This is a genomic window from Noviherbaspirillum sp. ST9 (genome assembly GCF_048799745.1).
GTDB lineage: Bacteria > Pseudomonadota > Gammaproteobacteria > Burkholderiales > Burkholderiaceae_D > Noviherbaspirillum.
This window is the reverse complement of sequence record NZ_JBLWFR010000002.1, coordinates 554,572-571,805: the sequence shown is the minus strand read 5'-3', so window position 1 is coordinate 571,805 and position 17,234 is coordinate 554,572. Positions and strand designations below refer to the sequence as shown.

The window sequence follows — 17,234 nt, the reverse complement described above, 5'->3', positions numbered from 1 at the left end:
TGACAGCACAAGGAGGGAAAATGAGATATGTGACGGCTGCGCTGATCCTCTCGGCAGCGACCACAGTCCATGCCTTCGACCTGACGCCCATGGACGCCTGCAGGCCGCAAAGCGGCGCATCGTGCGCGGCGGCCAGGCTCAGCGGCATCAACTGGCGTGGCGCCCGCCTCGACTATGCGGAACTGGATAGAGCGGTGCTCGTTCGTGCACGCCTCGATCGCGCGAGCTTGCAGGGCGTGGACCTGAACAATGCGGACCTGACCAATGCCAGCCTGAGAGCGGCCGACATGCAGGCGACAGACCTGCGCGACGCCTCTCTGGTCGGGGCACGACTGAACCGGAGCGACTTGAGTTATGCGCGCATGCACCGTGTGCAGATGAGCGAAGCAATTTTGCGGGACGCGGACCTGACCGGAGCCGATCTGCGTGAATCGGTGTTGAGAAACGCGGACTTCGAGAATGCTGACTTGCGGAATGCGCAACTGGAAGCAGCGGACGCCGCGTGGGCGAACTTCCACGATGCTGATCTGAGCGAGGCTTCGCTCGCCGGTGCAAACCTGCGGGGCGCCAATTTCAGGAATGCCGATCTGCGTAATGCAGACCTGCGCGGCGCGAAGTTCGACGAGGCAAGTTTTGCAGGAGCGAAAATGGCAAACTGCCTCGGCTGTCCCGGGATGGCGGGCGATTGAACAGAAGGGACAATGATCGAAGGAAATTGAAACTATATTTGAGCAAATACAATTTACACGGATTTGTAAAAATTGTTTCACTTCTCCTTCTTGCCGACATCGACCGGCCCGCCGGGCCGAAGGTGGAATTTCCCCGCGGCCTTATTGCTCCAAATTCGACACCATGTTTTTCCCCGACCCGCCGCCCGGCAGATCTCACGCAATGAAGACCCCAGATACCCACCCAGACGCCCGCATCATCAGATTTGCGTTGGCAAGAAACCGTCTTGCCATCCTGCGGCGCCTGGAGGCGGCGCTTGAAATTCCGATGGCGGTGCTAGGGGTTGTGTGGCTGGTCTTCATGGTCGTTGAACTCGTCTACGGCCTTGGCACTGCGGGAGCCACCGCCGTGACGGCGATCTGGGTCGTATTCATTGCAGACTTCCTGCTTCGTTTTGCGGTGGCGCCTAGTAAGGGCGTCTATTTGCGCCGCAACTGGCTCACCGCAATCGCCTTGTTGCTGCCGGCGTTACGCATGCTGCGTTTCGCTCGCATTTTCCGAACACTGGCGCGGCTGCGCGGCGTGCAACTGGTGCGCATCCTGACTTCAGTGAACCGCGGGATGAAGTCGCTCGGCAACACCATGCAGCGACGCGGCTTCGGCTACGTGTTCGCCCTGACCCTGATCGTGACCCTTGCTGGAGCGGCAGGGATGCTGTACTTCGAACGCGACGCACCCGGCAGCGGCCTGACGGACTTCTGGAGCGCCTTGTGGTGGACGGCAATGATCGTCACCACCATGGGCAGCGAAAGCTGGCCGAAGACACCGGAAGGCAGGGCCTTGTGTCTCTTTCTTGCCATCTACGCGTTTGCGGTCTTTGGCTATGTGACCGGGACAATCGCGACCTACTTTATTGATCGTGATGCGGCGGAAGGGAAATCGGAAACGGCAGATCGGGCGGGAATGGACGCCATGCGGGCCGAGATCGCCGAGTTGCGGCAGGAAATCCGGGCGCTTCGTATCGGCAAACAGTAGGCGGAAAGGTTGAATCGATACCCGTGGAACGGACACCACGAGCCGGATTCATGAGAGCTTGCTGAGTACGAAGGCACAAAAGAAGCCGAGCGACGCGATGAGCCCGCTGAAGTTATGCACCGTTTCGAAAGCCTCGGGAATCATTGTGTCCACCAGCATCGCCAGGATCGCTCCGGCCGCCACTGCATTGGTCGCGGCCAGAACTTCGTTCGAATAGTGGCTGAACACCGCGTAGCCGGCCCATGCCGCCGCGCCGCAGGCCAGTGCAATTCCGGTCCAGATTCCGAAAATGTAGGTTTTCGAGCGGCCGGCGCTCTTCATGCCGGAGGCACTCGACAATCCCTCGGGGACGTTGGACAGGAAGACGGCGGCCACCGCGACCAGGCTGACCTTGCCATTGGCGATCATGCTGACGCCGATGACCACAGCCTCGGGGATGCCGTCGAGCAGGGAGCCGAGCGCAATGGCGATGCCGCTGCCTTCCTGCTCGGATTCGGAGTGCTGCCGGCTGCCGGAACGCTTCCGATGCTGCGCGCCATACCTTGCAAGCAGGACGTTGGCAACGGTGAAAACCGCCGCCCCGCCCACGAACCCGAGTGCAGTCGAATCGAACCCGCCACGCCGGTAGGCCTCGTTCATCAACTCCAGCGACAGGGCAGAGATCAGCACGCCACTGCCAAACGCCATGACGGCGGCCACGAGACGTTGCGGCAACTGAGTGAAGTAACCGACGCCGGCGCCAATGACCAGGGCTGACCCGGCGACAAGCCCCCACATCAGCGCCAGAAGGGACGGAATCACGCTGGCTCCCCGGTGCACCGGAATGCAGGCGGCCGGGTCGGCGCGATCTACCTGCCTATCCCGTTTGTCGGGCCGGGAGCGGGGCCGGTGGGAGAGCCGGTGACGCCACTGCCCATGCTGCCGGAACCCGGACTGGTCGGGTACTGCGATTCGGTGATTGTCGAATCCTTGTCCGGCGCGCTGCCGATGGGCAAGGAGTCGGTCGTGATGACCGACGATCCGCTCGAATCCGTTACCGGGCAATGTACGCTCGAGGGTCGGCATTCCATTTCGAGTCCGATCCGGCCGGCGTTGCCGGAATTCCGTGCCGGCGCAGCCTTCGCCGGAGCATTGGTCCCGGCGTTGCCTGCGCCGGACGCTCCGGAAGCGCCGCTGCTTGGGACGGCGGATTTGTCCACAATGGTCATCGAATGGGCAATGATCGCCGGTTTTCCTTCATAGCGGCGGAACATGCGGTCATCCACGCCGCGACCGTACTCGCGGCGGAAGTCTTCCGCCTGCAGCACGCGCACGGTTCCGGTCACACGTACTTGCTTGTCTATCCACGCGGGGTTGAAGCCAAGGCTGACGAGCGGCGTTTTACCGACCACCAGGATGTCGTTGTCGATGCCGCCGCTGAGCACGCGGTCTTCATCGAGTTTGACCGTCCAGGGCGTCAGGACTTCTTCGACGGGGCTCGTCACGGTAACGTTGCGTCCCGCGAAGTCACCAGGACGCGACATGATTTCCGCGACCGTGACATTCAGTGCCGGCGAGGCAGGCGGTGCCACACCTTCCATACCGGCACCGGCCTTGCCGGGCGATATGACCGGCCTCGACGTGTCGGTCGGCGCGACATTTTGTGCAAGGGCCGATACGGAGGGGAGCAGGGGAGAGATTGCCATCAGAAGGGCAAGCGACGCTTTTTTCATGACACGACCTCCACGTGATGCGACTGTCAACAGGGGCTTCGGTCTGCATTTCCCATACCACCCCCTGGCTGCTTCAGTGCCTCCCCCAGGGCAATCGCTACCCCTGCCCACATTCGATCGACAATGAATCGATGGACTGCGGCATCTTCAATTTGTTGCGCAGTTCGGGCTCTCTCTCACCTGGCCGCAGCGTTGCCTTAGGGCCGCGGAAGTCCTGGTTTTCATGCACGGTGACGGTCGCGCGCGGACCGACGATGATGCTCTCGGCCTTTGACTTCCAGTACACGCCGCTCGCACCGCCGGTCGGCGCGTGCAGCGAGGAGATGGCAATCGGACCTGCGATCATCAAATCATCCGCCCCCTTGTATCCGGTACTGGGAAAAAGCCTGACCCAGCAGCCGCGCGCCAGGGTCGGATCTGTTCTGACTTCCGTCGGCGCAAGAATGATCAATGGCGGAACGACAGGGCCGGGAACAAGCGTGCCGCCGGTGGATGGCGAGGCCGCTCCGGTTAACTGGGCGTGACATGGTATCTGCAATGCTGCCAGCAAGGCGGCACACGCGGCGCCCCGGGCTACGTTGACAAGTGTTCTCGACATGCGTGTTCCCTCATGAACAATGGCTTCCTGCCGATTCTGATCAGCCTGCGAGTCGGTGAAAGACGGCTTTGCCCTTCACCTCGATTCCTGCCTGCTCACGCAGTGCAATCTACTTGCAGCGAATCGATGGACTTTACGAAACCGAGTTCCTTGGAAATGTCCTTGACCTGCTGTCCTCCGCTGAGTTTCGCAGAACTGCCCTTGAAATCGCGCTCGCTGAATACGGTAACGCTCGCCTTGGGCCCGACGGTCAGGCTGTCGGCCTTGCGCGACCAGTTCACGCCGCTCGCCGTTTCGAAGGACGGCATATACATCCTGCCGACTACCGTCAGGACGTCGTTGCCCTTTTTAGGCATGGCGTCCTTGTCGGTAAGACGTACCCAACAGCCGTTATTGAGCGTGCGCTCTTCCTGCTCCACCGGGATCAGGACAACCAGGGGAACCGTGACAGTGGCTGTTCCAGGCGCGCTTTGCGCACTGCCCGGCGTGGACGAGGCACCGCTGGTCGTGGAGCCTGGCGCCGTTGCCGGGGCGCTGCCCTCGGCCAAAACAGGAATGTGGGCGCTTCCGATCAACATGGTGAGCAGGACAGTCAAGCTTCTCAGTTTCATTCTGGTCATGATGGCCTCCGTTTCCAGTTTATTAAGATGCACATGCAATGGTCACGGCACTGCGCCGTGTGTGGCCCGTGACGCTGCATGATGCGTGCCATCGCGGCGTGACGCGTCGCTCGCAACAGCATCTGGTGGAACGGCTAGCGGCAGGCGGGCCAGCATGGCGCGGCCGCGCTGTTCAAGCGCGGCAATCTGGTCGGGATCGTCGAGGTGCCTGTTGCCGCCGCTGGCAATACGCGCAATCTGGTCGACAAGAAATCTGCGCCGTTCGCCCTGTGCGCATCGTGCGATGGCGTCCAGTGCGTCCAGCAGGCGCAGTGAAACGGTGAGGCTTCCCTTGCCACTTTCACCAATCTGCCGGACGACATTGCCCAGCATGTCATGGAAGTCGTCGCCACAGCGCATCACGCGCAGATTTCCCTCATGCCGGCAATGGTCCGGAAGTATTTGCAGAGGCGCCATCCGGGCAAAAATGGAGGACAGGTAATCGATGCACAGGAGTGCAGTCGTTGTGTCGTTTACGCCCGGAGACAAGGCGCGCAAGGCGATGTCGACAAGTTGCTGTACGCCGACGGCTGGGTCTTGTTCGACGGTTCGATAATGGCCGGTGTTGAAGTAGCCATTCAGCTTCGCCTCCATCTGGGCATCGGGTTTGCGGTTCATTGATGCCAGCAAACCGCCGTCGATGACGAAGTCCCCGATCTTCCGTTCCATCCGGACGATGATCCCGTGTTCCGAAGCGTAGCGGGCAAGCCCGCTGAAATCGACGGATCGCAGGTAGCCCGTACGTGCCGATTTGAGCCCGAACCAGTCCGCGCCGGAATAACCTGGCGGTGAAGCATTCCGATTGTCCTCCTTTGCGGGCAAATCGCTGCCGTAGGTCGCGTCGACCATCCTGACCGTCTCCGCCGCGACGTGCGAAACAATGGTGGAAACCTGAATCGAGGTTGCCATGTGATGGATGAAATACACCAGAACACCGACGCCGATCAGCGCGAACAGCATGGCGACGGTGACTGCCACGGACGGCACGAAGGCCTCGTCGGTGCCGCGGATTGCGCGCATGACGACGAGGCAGTAGCAGAAAATCCCGATAAAGGTGCCGAGCACCATCTGCGTCGGCCGGCTGCCCATGAAAGTGCGGATGACGCGTGGTGTGTACTGCGAGGCCGCCAGCGACAGGACCAGGACGGTGATCGAAAACGTCAGGCCGGCGACCGTAATCATCGCCGCCGCGACGGTCTGCAGCAATGCACGCGCGCCATCGGCGCTGGCGCCGAACAGGCGGGGCCATTGAGACAGTATGTCGTCACCGATACGCGTATCCACCTCGATGGCGAGAACCGCGAGGCCGATCGCGAAGCCGACCACCAGGGTAGGGATGAACCACAGCGAATAGCGAATGTCCTGGAGGACTTGCAGAAGACGGAGCATGTCGCCCTCAAAATGATCATTACCACCACTGAAACTTTGCAGGATTCATACCAGTGGATTGCGACGCCGAAAGAAGTTGCCCCAGGGTGTACGACGTGAGGGCAGTCCCAATCTGGAGTCGTGGCGGCGGTGCTCACGAGCATCCGGATTGAAAACTTTCTTACAAAGTCGTGTAATTTATATTTGTACGAATGGATTGCTGGGCGGAAAATTGGCAGTGCGGCGAGGAGATCAGGCGTACGCGGCCCTGATGTGTCCGGGCACTCCTTTTGCACCGGCATTACGGAACGTCGTCGTGTGCGCGAGCGACGATCGTCCCGAGTTGAACGATTGTCCGCACTCTGCCGGCGCGTTGTGTCGAAAACACAGTATCAATGTCGGAGGTAACCATGAACTTGTTGCACAGCACCGACGGTCTCCAAGGATTCTCCATCATCGCGAAAGACGGCGAACTTGGCAGCGTCAAGGATGTGTACTTCGATGATCAGGAATGGACCGTCCGCTACCTGGTGGTTGATACCGGCGGATGGCTGACCGGGCGCAAAGTCCTGCTTTCACCCCATGCCGTGACCGGCGCAGACTGGCGGAACCATTCGCTGGCGGTCAACCTGACCAGGGAGCAGGTACAGAACAGCCCGTCTATCGAGACGGCAAAACCGGTGGTTCGCCAGCATGAGGTTGAGTTCTACGACTATTACGGCTATCCGTACTATTGGTCCGGGCCCTATCTTTGGGGATATACCGTGCTCCCCGGCATGCTGGAACAGAAACCTCTCGAAGATGAAGGACGCCAGGAAGACCGCGTGCGCATGGAGCAGAAGCGCGCCCGCAACGACCCGCATCTGCGCAGCGCCGACGAAGTGATCGGCTACGACATACAGGCGACCGACGATACGATCGGCCACGTCGAAGACCTGCTTTTCGATGAAGAAAGCTGGAAGATCGCCTTGATGGTGGTGGATACGCGCAACTGGTGGCCGGGGAAAAAAGTCATGGTGCCGCCTGGCCGCATCGAGCGTGTGAGCTGGGAAGGCAAATCCGTGGTGGTCAATGTGACGCGCGAGCAGATTGAGGACAGCCCGGAATATGACCCCGAAGCAAACCTCCCGCCGGACACAGGATCCGCCCGGCTGTTCCGGCAGTTCGGTCCCTCGTGACGGCCGGACGCAGTGTCCAAGCGGGCCGGTGCCAAGCTTCTGTCCTGTATGCCTACCGGAGAACAACATGAACAACTTCAATGCTGCAGCTTGCAGAACCGCCTTCACAAGCGCCGTCGCGCTGTCCTTGCTTGTTCCGCTCCCGGGCCATGCCCAACCAGCGCCCGCAGGCGGCGTGCAACAACCTGCGCCGGCGCAGACGATCGAACTGCCAAGCTTCGTCAATCTCGTCAAACAGCAAGGCAACTCCGTCGTCAACATCAGTGCCACCCGGACCATTTCCGGCGGGCGCGCCGCCATGCCCGTGCCGGAGGGAGATCCGTTTTTCGAATTCTTCCGCCGCTTCGGGCCGCAGCCTGACCCGGGGGAGCAGCACGCGCAAGGACTGGGTTCCGGCTTCATCATCAGTCCGGACGGATTCGTCCTGACCAATGCCCACGTGGTGGCGGATGCCGACGAGGTGACAGTCAAGCTTACGGACAAGCGTGAATTCAAGGCCAAGGTGCTGGGGGCGGACACCTATACGGACGTGGCCTTGCTGAAGATCGAAGCGACCGGGCTGCCCGCCGTCAAGATGGGCAACCCGCGAGCGCTGGAACCGGGAGAGTGGGTCGCAGCAATCGGCGCGCCCTTTGGCTTCGAGAACAGTGTCACCGCCGGAATCGTCAGCGCGAAGGGACGCCTGTTGCCGAACGAAAGCTACGTGCCTTTCATCCAGACGGATGTGGCGGTCAATCCCGGCAACTCGGGTGGACCTTTGTTCAACATGCGCGGAGAAGTCATCGGGATCAACTCGATGATTTACAGCCGGACTGGCGGGTACATGGGATTGTCTTTTGCCATACCCATCGATATTGCCTCCGATGTCGCTGAACAGCTCCGGACATCGGGGAAGGTGACGCGCAGCCGTATCGGCGTGCAGGTGCAGGAACTGACGCGCGAACTGGCGGCATCGTTCGGCTTGCAGGAGCCGCGCGGGGCGCTCGTGGCCCAGGTGGAAGAGGGCGGGCCGGCCGCAAAGGCCGGGCTGCAGGCGGGCGACATTGTCATGGCATTGAATGGACAGCCGGTGCAACGCTCCGCCGATCTCGCCCGCCTGGTCGCGGGGACGAAACCCGGCACCACCGTGACGGCCGATATATGGAGAAAAGGCCAGATCGTGCCGATCAAAATCACAACGGCGGAGCTCATGGCGCCGTCTGCAAAGGAAAGCAGCGATGCCAGCGCAAAAACCGCTGCCCGGGCTGGTCTCAGCGTAGGACCGATGCCCGACGAGCAGCGCCGCACGCTCAAGCTCGATCACGGCGTGCTGGTGCACAATGCAGAAGGCCCGGCAGCGAGGGCTGGAATCCGGCCGGGCGACATCATCCTCCGCATCAACGATATGCCCGTGAAGGACGTGGCGCAGCTTGAGTCAATGTTCACCCGCAACCGGGGCAAGACAGTAGCCTTGCTGGTGCGGCGCGGGGCAGAAACGGTCTTCGTGCCCCTGAAGTTGCCGGAAGGCGCGGAGAGGAAGCCGCGCTAGAAGGGCGCTTTCCGGTGGTCTTGAATAAGGTATGCGCCGTTCAACAAGGAGAATCGCCATGAACAATTCATTCCGCCTGTTTGGTTGCTTCCTTGCCATCCTGTTGCACGCTTCGCTTGCGCACGGCCAGGATCAGACCACGGTCAACAATTGCCGTCCGCGGGAAGGGACGCTGTGCGCCGACATGAACCTCAATAGCGTCGACTTCAGCCGGCAGAATCTCTCGCGCGCCCAATTCTCCGGTTCCAACATGGAAGGTGCCAGGCTGACTGGGACGAATTTCACCAACGCCAACCTGACGCGCACTGATCTTCGGCTAGCTGATCTTCGCGAGGCACGCCTGGTTGACGCGGACCTGAGGGCGGCAAACCTCGCGCACGCCAATCTCCTGTCGGCGCAGGCCAGCAATGCAAACATGCAGAACGTGATCGGCGAGGCGGCCGACTTCAGCAAGGCCGTCCTGAACGGTGCCGATTTCTCCGGCGCGGAACTGCGAGCGGCGAAACTGCTGAACACTGATGCCAACCGGGCCAATTTCCGGTCGGCAGACCTGTCGGGAGCCGTGCTGAACGGCGCAAACCTGGAAGGCGCAAACTTTACCAACGCCAACCTGCGCAACGCGGATCTGCGCGGCGCGAGGCTGCACCAGGCCACGTTCACCGGCGCCGACATGGTCGGATGCCGCGGGTGTCCTCCTCAGCCACCCGGGTCGTTGCGTTAGGAACGTCAACTATTCGGCGCCGACCACCACCGTGGCAAGACGCTCCGGCCCGATCTTGCGTCGGAAAGCACGCATGACGTCATCCGCGGTCACCTGCGAAATCCTTTGCGTCCAGGTCTTCAGGTAATCGAGCGGCAGGTCATAGAAGCCGATCACCGCGATGTTTTCGAGGATCTTCAGGTTGTTGTCCAGCCGCAGCGCGAAACCGCCGATGAGGTTATCCTTCGCCGCCTGGAGTTCATCCTGCGTCGGCCCGGTGTTCATGAACTCCGCGATCGTGCGGCGCGCCACGTCGAGCGCCACGTCGGTCTGCGCCTTCTGGGTTTGCATGCCGACTTCGAACGGGCCTTGCTGCTCCATAGGCAGGAAGTAGCTGTAGACGCTGTAGGACAAACCGCGCTTTTCCCGAACCTCGTGCATGAGACGGGACACAAAGCCGCCCCCGCCAAGAATGTAATTGCCGACGGTAAGCGGAAAGTAGTCGGGATCGCCGCGTTCGAGCGCCGGCGCGCCCATCAGGATATGTGATTGCGACGCCGGGTGCGCGACGCGCTCTTCCTGTCTGACGGTCACAGGCACCGGTGGCAGGGAGCCCAGCGCGGCTCCGCTCGGCAGCATGGAGGTCAATGCGCGCGCCGTCGCATCCGCTTCCGCCCGGCTGATGCTGCCGATCATTGCAATCACTGCGCGATTCGATACGTAATGCTTCTTGTGGAACGCGACAAGATCCTCGCGGGTAATCGCTTGGACCGACTCGGGAGTCGCATTGCTGCCGTAAGGATGCGGCGCGTAAAGAACACGCCAGAATGCCCGGTTGGCAATGGACTCCGGCCGCGTAAGCTCTTCCTTGATGGCGGCGACGACGCGGGCCTTGTCCCGGTCGAGCAGCGCCTCCGGAAAACTCGGCTGGGCCAGCAGGCGCGCCATCAGCATGATCGCCCGATTGCGGTTTTCCGGCGACGCGAGCGTGCGTAGCGTCATCCCACCGCGATCATTGCCAACGTTCCCCGAACGGCGGGCGGCGATATCGGCGAAGGCATTCGAAATCTGCGCCTCGTTCATCGCGGGGCCGCCCGCGCTTCCGGGGGCAGGCTCGATGCCGCGGGCGAGCATCGCATTGGTCAGCGAAGCGGTCCCGGCCTTGCCGGCAGGGTCGCGTCTCGAACCCGCATCGAATTCGACGCTGACGTCGAGAATCGGGAGGGTGCGACTTTCAACAAAAAGGACGCGCGCGCCATTTTCAAGCGTCCAGGACTGGATATCGAGCGCGGCATGAGCCGTGCCGCTCATCCAGGCAACGAGGAACACAATGACAATTTTCATGTTCTGCATCCTTGAACCGGTCTCAGTGCCGCGTCGGAAGGGAAGGAGGCTTCCTGTTCTCCAGCGGGAGTGGAACGAGCGTGGCAACTGTCAGGTTGTCGTCGCCAAAATATTTTGCGGCCACTGCCTTGACCTGTTCCACGCTGACCTTGCCCAGCCTCTCGATGATCCGGTCGATCTTCGTGTGCGGTATCCCCGACAACTCCAGCTCGCCGATTTCCATTGCCTGCCCGAACGCGGAGTCCCGCTTGTAGATTTCGTCGGCGACGAGTTGGGTCTTGATCCGGGCGAGTTCCTCCTCGGATACGCCGTCCCTCGCAATGCGGGCCACTTCGTCGCGGAGTCGTTTCTCAAGTACCTCTGGGGAGACGCCCGTCGCTGGCGTTCCGGATAGGACGAACAGAACAGGGCTCCCCCGCGAAATGTTGGCGTATTCCGCCGACGCGGTATTGGCGATACGTTCGGTGCGGACAAGCCCGGCCTTGAGCCGCGCATTGTCGTAGCCGTCGAGCACCGCAGCCAGCACATCGAGTGCGAACGGATCTTCATCCTTTTCAACGTCGCGCAAGGCAGGTGCCTTGAACGCGAGCGCGATGTAGGGATTCTCCGCCGGCGCCTTCACCGTCACGCGCCGTGGTCCCGTCTGTGGGGCTTCCTCCTGCGGACGTGCCGAGAGCACCGGGCGTGACGGGATGGCTCCAAAATGGCGGCGCGCCAGTGCGCACACGGCGGCTCCTTCGACGTCACCCGCAACCACCATGACGGCATTATTCGGCGCATACCAGCGGCTGTACCAGCGCCGGGCGTCTTCCACCGTCATATTTGCAAGGTCGCTCATCCAGCCGACGATGGGATGGTGGTAGGGATGCGAGAAGTAGGCGGCCGCGTGCAATGCCTCGTATAACTTCGCGATCGGCTGGTCGTCAGTCTGCAGGCGACGTTCCTCCATGACGACCCGTATCTCGCGTGCAAACTCTTCCTCGGTCAAGACGAGATTCGCCATCCGGTCCGCTTCAAGCGCCATCATCTGTGGCAGACGAGACCGTTCCACCTGTTGGAAATAGGCGGTGTAGTCGGTGCTTGTGAAAGCGTTTTCCCGGCCGCCCAGTTGCGCCACGCGGCGGCTGAACTCGCCGGGCTTGTGCGTTTTCGTTCCCTTGAACATCATGTGTTCAAGCACGTGGGCGACACCGGTCACGCCGCTGTGCTCGTCCATCGAGCCGGCGCGGTACCACACCATGTGCGCGACGGTGGGGGCGCGGTGATCTTCCTTTACGATCACGCGCATGCCGTTGACCAGTTGGCACTCGTGCGACGCTTGCGCCGACGCGACGGTGGTCGCGAAGGCAAGTGCCATCGGGAGGAAAGAGCGCGTTGCCGTTTTTTTCATTTATCCCCCTTGTCCGGGCGAGTCCGCAACGACCGCCGCCCCGTCAACGGCGCGGCGGTCCACCATGGGGCACTGCGATGTCAGCTTTGTTGACAATCGATGCGCAAGGACGCGAATTCGTCGAAGAGTCCCACACGCTTGCTCACATCCGCAACGCGCTGACCGGCATTGAATCGCGCGACCTGGTCCCGATAATTTTCATTGTCGTACACCGTCATCGACGCCTTCGGGCCCAGTTCGAGGCTCTCGACACGGTCGTCCCAGTTCAAGCCGAAGAAACCAGTGCTGTCCATATCGGCCAGCATCGTCGGTCCGACCAGTGTCAGCATGTCGCCGCCGTAGTTGTCGCGGCTGTAAAGCTTGGCCCAGCAGCCATTTTTCATCGCGTTGTCATTGGTGGCCACGTCAACGGGAACCAGCAGGTAGACGGGCGCCTTCGCGTCGCGGCCTTTGTTCGACGCCGTTTGCGCGGATTTTCCCTTGCTTGCCGATGCTGTGCCTCCGCCTTGGGCCGACGACCCTTGCTGCCCGCTTTGTCCCGAGCTGGCTGCGGTACCGGACGAACCGCTCGTGCCGGAGGCGCTTCCTGATCCCGACGCGCCGCTCGGTGCGTTGGCGATGTTCGCGGGGTCCGTCGACGCGCCTACGCTCGGCGTTTGCTGTTGCGTCGCTGCTTGCGCGAGCAGCGGCCCGGCATCCGCGGAGCCGGCCATCACGGGGCTGAATGCCACGGAAAGCGCGGCCGCAGCCAATGTCGTCTTGCATGTCTTGGTCAAGTTGGTCATGTCGTTCTCCTTGCTTGGCGTTGTAGAAGGTGCCCGCACGAAGCGGTACTGCGCTTCGTGCAAGTCGGGTGCCAAACACGGGTTTTCGCGCTGGGTCCAGCCGATAGTTGTGCGCGATCCCGAGCAGTGAGGCAAAAGCAGAAGGGCGTCGGCGACGACGTCTTGCCTAATGGAATTCATATTTGGGCCAATATAAATTACACGCTTTTGTAAAAACTTTTCCCTGCTTGCCCGGTGGTCAAAGAGTCCGGTGCGAGCTAGGGGCATCCGCGGCACCCTCTGGTTTCAGCACCCAGAAAATTGGCCAGCGACGTGTCGGCTCCGCGCAAATCCGCATTTGTCAGGTTTGCTCCGGTCAATGTCGCGCCGCGGAGGTTGGCCTGAGACAGCGTCGCGCCGGCCAGATTGGCGGAACGCAGGTCAGCGTATTGCAGGTTGGCGTGTTCGAACTTCGTCATGGCCAGATCGGCGCCAAGGAGCTTTGCGCCGGTAAGATCGGCGCCGCGCAAATTCGCGCCGCTCATGATCACGTCTTCCAGGTCGGCGCGCCGCAGGTCGGCATCCCGCATGGTCGCCGCAGTCAGGTTGGCCTCTTGCAGGACGGTTGCGTTCATCGACGCCCCTGCGAAATTTGAGCTGCGCAGGTCGGCATGGGACAGATCGGCACCATCGAGGTCGGCGTTCTGGAAGCTGGCGCTGGCGAGGTTGGAACGGGCGAGGGACGCGTTCGACAGGTCAGCACCCCGGAGGTCGATTCGCGCCAGAAACATGTCGCTGCAGTCGCCGCCGGGTTGCGCATGACACACCTCAAGCTCGCCGGACTCCCAGGCAAGGGCCGATGCGCCAATTAAGATCAAGGGGATCGCAATCCATTTTCTGCCATTCATGGTTCGCTCCTTCAATAAGATTGCTATCGTCTGAAACCGCCGCAGCGGCTGCGTACGTCCTTCAGCGCCGGCCGCTGAACTCACGTCCCCTTGTCCTGCAAACCGCATACCGGCCTCACGGCGCTGCGCGTTCGCGGGCACGCCATATGCACCCGACTCCGGTGTCCACTCAACCGACAGTCTTCCAATCAATAAAGGAACAATGATGAAGATACTAATGTGGCTGCTTGTCATCATTCTGATCATCGGCTTGCTGACAGTTTTTGGCGTCTTCAAGCTGATCTTCTAACGCGGCTGGCGCCACTCCGCTTCTCCTGCATCCCGTACCAGTTCAATGAAGAGCCTTGGCAAACGTTGCGGATCATGGGGCGTCGCCATTCGGCGGAGCCTTTTTGTGGTCTTTGTTGCTGCATTAGCGTGGACAAGTGCGCAGGGGCAAGCACAGCCAGCCGACGTGCTTGAATCGGGGATCGGTGCAGAAGTCCAGGAAATGGACGCGTCGCTCGCGTCGTCGTTCGGCCTGAACAGGGTCGCTGGCGCACTTGTAACTTCAGTGATCCAGGGCGGTCCTGCATACCGGGCCGGGCTGCAGGTCGGAGATATCCTTCTTTCTCTGGACGATGTTGCAGTACGCGATTCCCGTCACCTTCTGCAGCTACTGGAGGCGCATGCACCTGGAAGCATTGTTTCCGCTCAGGTATGGCGGGATCCATATCCTGTTCCGCTGAAAATCCATCTTCCGGCGGGAAAGGGACATGTCACCAGCATCGAGAAAACAATGCCGCTATCCAGCAAGGTGGCAGGCTTGTTGGTGCGCGAAATGAATCACGCCGACCGTTGCCGCGCAGGCGTGCGAAGCGGACTGGTGGTGGAATCGGCGGAAGGTCCGGCAGCAGCAGCGGGCATCCGGGTGGGCGCGGTCATCCTGGGAATCAATGGCGCTGAAGTATCGCGCATAGACGACTTTTACGGACGGCTTGCAGAACGGGAAGGGCGCGTTGCCGCAGTACTCGTGCGGCAAGAAGGGCATGCGCACTTTCTCTCGCTTGTCGTGCCCCGAAAGTGAATTTACAGCAGAGGGTGGCCGATCCGGCTAAAGCATATCCGGCAGTGCGGCAACAAGACCGGCGGGCACAGTAAGCAGCGCCACAAGCACCTGTGACCACGCGGCGCGCTGTCTGGCGTTCTGCACCGCTTGTTTCGACCTCGATGCCTTCCAGGCCTCCCAAGCCCAATGCGTCAAGCGGTTCGAGTACTGCCCATCTTCATCCTTGTCGAACTCGGCATAGCCGCGTTCCTTGATGAACCACTCCTCGAATGCGAGTTGTTCGGCTTCTCTTCGTGTTTCCATGGCTGACCTCCATCCGCACACCTGTCGCGTAAGACAGCGCAGGGGATGCCGTGTTCCGGTCGAGGCCCAGAGCTGCTGACGGCGGTCAAGCTAAGCAGATCTGAGGCCATCGGGACGACGCTGGGGGTTTCGGCACAGTAGTTGCATGAGGCAGGATCCATTTCCTTCCTGGGAGAGTCGCCATGAACCATCATCCGAACAGGGAACGAACCGCGGATCAGCCCGCACGTCCTCCCCACGAAGAGGGAAAGCCCGAAGATTCACGTTCCCTTGAAGCAGCTGACGACCTCAGTGAAAGCGACGGCAGCTCGCCGTCAGTCGGACCTATCCCGCGGGAAGCTGCAGAGAAGGGTATTCCGCCCGACCCCGATCCCGACGACCCTGTGTCGCGATAGCCTTGCGCGGGACGGACTCGGCAATTCAGGACGAGAGTCGCTGTTCAATGTCGCGAGCCATCTGCAAATGCTTTTCAAGCATCTGCACCCCGTTCTCAGCCAGCTTGCAGATGGCGTCGTCCGACTCTTGCTCCGCGTAGTGGCGGAATACCTTGATATCGTTTTCATGTTCCTTCACGTTGTGCTGCATGAAGGCGCGGTCAAATTCAGTGCCGGAAAGCTTTTCCATCTGCCGTTGCGCGGCCTTGTGCTTCGATTCGAGGTCCTTTGGCAAGTCGATCTTCTTGTCGCGTGCCAGCGTTTCCAGCTGCGTCCCCATCCGGCTGTGCTCATCGATCATCTGCTGTGCGAAAGACTTCACCTCGTCGGATGCGCTTCGCTGAAGCGCGAGTTCGCATAGTTCAACTTCCGCCATCGAATCTTCCACCGCCTGCGCCACGAATTCGTTTCCTCCCGACTGCCCGGCCGAACTGCCGCGCCGATCATGCGTCGCGCTGCTGTCCTTTTCCTGCTCTCCCGCATCGTCACTCATTGCACCGAACGCCTGGCTAACGTCCGCGGGTGTCTGGAAATCTTCGTCGGGCAATTGCTCCAGCGACGCGCAGACGTTCTCATCTGCGCCCATGTTCTTCGCGTTGTCGATCAGTGCCTGCTTCGACGCGGGATAGTCGACGCCTTTGAGGAATTTCTGTATCTGGATTGGATTCACGTGAGCCATTATGGCCTCCTGCAAAATGAGCGCCGGAAGCGGGGCGGCGATTGTTCGCTTCCCCGCCTGCTCGGCACTGAGTTCCTTACTTGGAATTACCGCTGCTGCCTTGATTGTTCGAACCGGACTTGCTGTTGCCCAGCTCTACCGTGTTACCGCCGGGACGACCGGTGACCGTCGCGCTGCCGCCGGCCCCGCTGCTGCCTGTGGCAGCGCCTGAGCTGCCCGAGGACCTTCCAGCGGAATTCCGCTTCCCATTGCTGGTTGCAAGCTGCAGGCCGGTCAGCATCGCTTCGTTCGTCTCCAGTAGCGCCTGGTTCACCTTTCTTACGGCGGTATCACGCGCTTTCCCGCGCGGCTGATTCGCGAGGGCGTCCGCTGCAGCGTACAAGCGGTCGCTTGCGTGTTTCAGCTTGTCCATGGACCGCTTGTAGTCCGATTCCCTGGCGTTGGCAGTCAGCAGATCGGGCGGGAGCGACGCCATTGCACCCTGCACTTGCATCAATGCCTCGTTGCTCTCGCGGATCGCCTCAGTGCGCTTTTCACCGGGCGGCATTTGCGCCATTCGTTGCACGGCCTCCCTGAGGGACTGTGCCGCAGCCTGCAGGTTCTGGATCGCCTCGTCGTCAGTGGCCGTGTCTGCGTTCGAGCGCGACGGAATGCTGCTCTTTCCGCTGACCGAAGACGAACCCGTCGCACTTGATCCGGAACTGGTGGCTGCCTCGGTAGCCTGAGGTGAAGTGGTCTGCGCCGGCACCACGGGAGATACGCCAGTCAGAATGGCAGCGATCATCGAGGGCAGTAGATAGGTAGGTAAGCGTTTCATGCGGGTCTCCTTATTCGTTGGTAAAGAGGTCGCGCCTGCCTGAAGGGAGTCGCGGCCGCGAGGGGATACTGGAGGTTGCAAACGATGTGCCACGGTTTGC

General features: G+C 61.2%; 18 protein-coding genes. 6 read left to right on the top strand and 12 right to left on the bottom strand.

Annotated features, from left to right (window positions below; translation table 11 throughout):
* The first annotated feature begins 20 nt into the window (after positions 1-20).
* Together ACNOHI_RS05965 and ACNOHI_RS05960 are read left to right on the top strand one after the other, a co-directional pair.
* Positions 21-689 carry a pentapeptide repeat-containing protein gene (locus tag ACNOHI_RS05965; protein ID WP_420473731.1) on the top strand — a complete coding sequence of 223 codons (669 nt, stop codon included), beginning with the start codon at positions 21-23 and terminating at the stop codon, positions 687-689.
* 163 nt (positions 690-852) lie between these two features.
* A complete protein-coding gene (locus ACNOHI_RS05960) occupies positions 853-1,704 on the top strand; it encodes an ion transporter (protein WP_420473730.1) in 852 nt (283 codons plus the stop codon).
* Positions 1,705-1,752: 48 nt separating this feature from the next.
* Here ACNOHI_RS05960 and ACNOHI_RS05955 read toward each other — a convergent pair whose 3' ends face one another.
* The 5 genes from ACNOHI_RS05955 to ACNOHI_RS05935 form a co-directional block, all read right to left on the bottom strand.
* Positions 1,753-2,505, bottom strand: coding sequence for a ZIP family metal transporter (locus tag ACNOHI_RS05955; protein ID WP_420473729.1), 753 nt, complete (start codon positions 2,503-2,505; stop codon positions 1,753-1,755).
* Positions 2,506-2,552: 47 nt separating this feature from the next.
* Positions 2,553-3,416: a hypothetical protein gene (locus ACNOHI_RS05950; protein ID WP_420473728.1), complete on the bottom strand. Its 864-nt coding sequence runs from the start codon at positions 3,414-3,416 to the stop codon at positions 2,553-2,555.
* Positions 3,417-3,513: 97 nt separating this feature from the next.
* Complete coding sequence (locus ACNOHI_RS05945; RefSeq protein WP_420473727.1) at positions 3,514-4,014, bottom strand: hypothetical protein; 501 nt, start codon at positions 4,012-4,014, stop codon at positions 3,514-3,516.
* Positions 4,015-4,109: 95 nt separating this feature from the next.
* Positions 4,110-4,634, bottom strand: a complete 525-nt coding sequence (locus ACNOHI_RS05940) for a hypothetical protein (protein ID WP_420473726.1) — start codon at positions 4,632-4,634, stop codon at positions 4,110-4,112.
* Positions 4,635-4,676: 42 nt separating this feature from the next.
* Positions 4,677-6,062 (bottom strand): DUF2254 domain-containing protein, encoded by a 1,386-nt coding sequence (locus ACNOHI_RS05935; protein ID WP_420473725.1) that lies wholly within the window; start codon positions 6,060-6,062, stop codon positions 4,677-4,679.
* Positions 6,063-6,451: 389 nt separating this feature from the next.
* Here ACNOHI_RS05935 and ACNOHI_RS05930 point away from each other — a divergent pair, with 389 nt between their 5' ends.
* From ACNOHI_RS05930 to ACNOHI_RS05920, 3 genes are all read left to right on the top strand, one after another.
* Positions 6,452-7,219 carry a PRC-barrel domain-containing protein gene (locus ACNOHI_RS05930; RefSeq protein WP_420473724.1) on the top strand — a complete coding sequence of 256 codons (768 nt, stop codon included), beginning with the start codon at positions 6,452-6,454 and terminating at the stop codon, positions 7,217-7,219.
* 67 nt (positions 7,220-7,286) lie between these two features.
* On the top strand, positions 7,287-8,747 hold the full coding sequence (locus ACNOHI_RS05925) for a DegQ family serine endoprotease (RefSeq protein WP_420473723.1): 1,461 nt from the start codon (positions 7,287-7,289) through the stop codon (positions 8,745-8,747).
* Positions 8,748-8,805: 58 nt separating this feature from the next.
* Positions 8,806-9,468 (top strand): pentapeptide repeat-containing protein, encoded by a 663-nt coding sequence (locus ACNOHI_RS05920; protein WP_420473722.1) that lies wholly within the window; start codon positions 8,806-8,808, stop codon positions 9,466-9,468.
* 9 nt (positions 9,469-9,477) lie between these two features.
* Here ACNOHI_RS05920 and ACNOHI_RS05915 read toward each other — a convergent pair whose 3' ends face one another.
* From ACNOHI_RS05915 to ACNOHI_RS05900, 4 genes are all read right to left on the bottom strand, one after another.
* Positions 9,478-10,800: a M16 family metallopeptidase gene (locus tag ACNOHI_RS05915; protein WP_420473721.1), complete on the bottom strand. Its 1,323-nt coding sequence runs from the start codon at positions 10,798-10,800 to the stop codon at positions 9,478-9,480.
* A 13-nt stretch (positions 10,801-10,813) separates the two neighbouring features.
* Complete coding sequence (locus ACNOHI_RS05910) at positions 10,814-12,181, bottom strand: M16 family metallopeptidase (protein ID WP_420473720.1); 1,368 nt, start codon at positions 12,179-12,181, stop codon at positions 10,814-10,816.
* An 80-nt stretch (positions 12,182-12,261) separates the two neighbouring features.
* Complete coding sequence (locus ACNOHI_RS05905; RefSeq protein ID WP_420473719.1) at positions 12,262-12,966, bottom strand: beta/gamma crystallin domain-containing protein; 705 nt, start codon at positions 12,964-12,966, stop codon at positions 12,262-12,264.
* Between the two features lie 257 nt (positions 12,967-13,223).
* Positions 13,224-14,129, bottom strand: coding sequence for a pentapeptide repeat-containing protein (locus ACNOHI_RS05900; protein ID WP_420473718.1), 906 nt, complete (start codon positions 14,127-14,129; stop codon positions 13,224-13,226).
* A gap of 58 nt (positions 14,130-14,187) precedes the next feature.
* Between ACNOHI_RS05900 and ACNOHI_RS05895 the strand changes: the two genes are divergently transcribed.
* Positions 14,188-14,919, top strand: a complete 732-nt coding sequence (locus tag ACNOHI_RS05895; RefSeq protein ID WP_420473717.1) for a PDZ domain-containing protein — start codon at positions 14,188-14,190, stop codon at positions 14,917-14,919.
* A 27-nt stretch (positions 14,920-14,946) separates the two neighbouring features.
* Here the strand turns inward: ACNOHI_RS05895 and ACNOHI_RS05890 are convergent, their stop codons facing one another.
* From ACNOHI_RS05890 to ACNOHI_RS05880, 3 genes are all read right to left on the bottom strand, one after another.
* Positions 14,947-15,204 (bottom strand): hypothetical protein, encoded by a 258-nt coding sequence (locus ACNOHI_RS05890; RefSeq protein WP_420473716.1) that lies wholly within the window; start codon positions 15,202-15,204, stop codon positions 14,947-14,949.
* 420 nt (positions 15,205-15,624) lie between these two features.
* Positions 15,625-16,317 (bottom strand): DUF4142 domain-containing protein, encoded by a 693-nt coding sequence (locus ACNOHI_RS05885; protein WP_420473715.1) that lies wholly within the window; start codon positions 16,315-16,317, stop codon positions 15,625-15,627.
* Between the two features lie 76 nt (positions 16,318-16,393).
* Positions 16,394-17,134 (bottom strand): hypothetical protein, encoded by a 741-nt coding sequence (locus ACNOHI_RS05880; RefSeq protein WP_420473714.1) that lies wholly within the window; start codon positions 17,132-17,134, stop codon positions 16,394-16,396.
* Positions 17,135-17,234: the final 100 nt, after the last annotated feature.

Excerpts from the sequence above, each read along its gene's own strand:
- ACNOHI_RS05940 (WP_420473726.1), bottom strand. The coding sequence starts at position 4,634 with ATGACCAGAATGAAACTGAGAAGCTTGACTGTCCTGCTCACCATGTTG.
- ACNOHI_RS05880 (WP_420473714.1), bottom strand. The coding sequence starts at position 17,134 with ATGAAACGCTTACCTACCTATCTACTGCCCTCGATGATCGCTGCCATT.
- ACNOHI_RS05915 (WP_420473721.1), bottom strand. The coding sequence starts at position 10,800 with ATGCAGAACATGAAAATTGTCATTGTGTTCCTCGTTGCCTGGATGAGC.
- ACNOHI_RS05960 (WP_420473730.1), top strand. The coding sequence starts at position 853 with ATGTTTTTCCCCGACCCGCCGCCCGGCAGATCTCACGCAATGAAGACC.
- ACNOHI_RS05885 (WP_420473715.1), bottom strand. The coding sequence starts at position 16,317 with ATGGCTCACGTGAATCCAATCCAGATACAGAAATTCCTCAAAGGCGTC.
- ACNOHI_RS05895 (WP_420473717.1), top strand. The coding sequence starts at position 14,188 with ATGAAGAGCCTTGGCAAACGTTGCGGATCATGGGGCGTCGCCATTCGG.
- ACNOHI_RS05910 (WP_420473720.1), bottom strand. The coding sequence starts at position 12,181 with ATGAAAAAAACGGCAACGCGCTCTTTCCTCCCGATGGCACTTGCCTTC.
- ACNOHI_RS05905 (WP_420473719.1), bottom strand. The coding sequence starts at position 12,966 with ATGACCAACTTGACCAAGACATGCAAGACGACATTGGCTGCGGCCGCG.
- ACNOHI_RS05935 (WP_420473725.1), bottom strand. The coding sequence starts at position 6,062 with ATGCTCCGTCTTCTGCAAGTCCTCCAGGACATTCGCTATTCGCTGTGG.
- ACNOHI_RS05920 (WP_420473722.1), top strand. The coding sequence starts at position 8,806 with ATGAACAATTCATTCCGCCTGTTTGGTTGCTTCCTTGCCATCCTGTTG.
- ACNOHI_RS05950 (WP_420473728.1), bottom strand. The coding sequence starts at position 3,416 with ATGAAAAAAGCGTCGCTTGCCCTTCTGATGGCAATCTCTCCCCTGCTC.
- ACNOHI_RS05945 (WP_420473727.1), bottom strand. The coding sequence starts at position 4,014 with ATGTCGAGAACACTTGTCAACGTAGCCCGGGGCGCCGCGTGTGCCGCC.
- ACNOHI_RS05965 (WP_420473731.1), top strand. The coding sequence starts at position 21 with ATGAGATATGTGACGGCTGCGCTGATCCTCTCGGCAGCGACCACAGTC.
- ACNOHI_RS05925 (WP_420473723.1), top strand. The coding sequence starts at position 7,287 with ATGAACAACTTCAATGCTGCAGCTTGCAGAACCGCCTTCACAAGCGCC.
- ACNOHI_RS05930 (WP_420473724.1), top strand. The coding sequence starts at position 6,452 with ATGAACTTGTTGCACAGCACCGACGGTCTCCAAGGATTCTCCATCATC.
- ACNOHI_RS05890 (WP_420473716.1), bottom strand. The coding sequence starts at position 15,204 with ATGGAAACACGAAGAGAAGCCGAACAACTCGCATTCGAGGAGTGGTTC.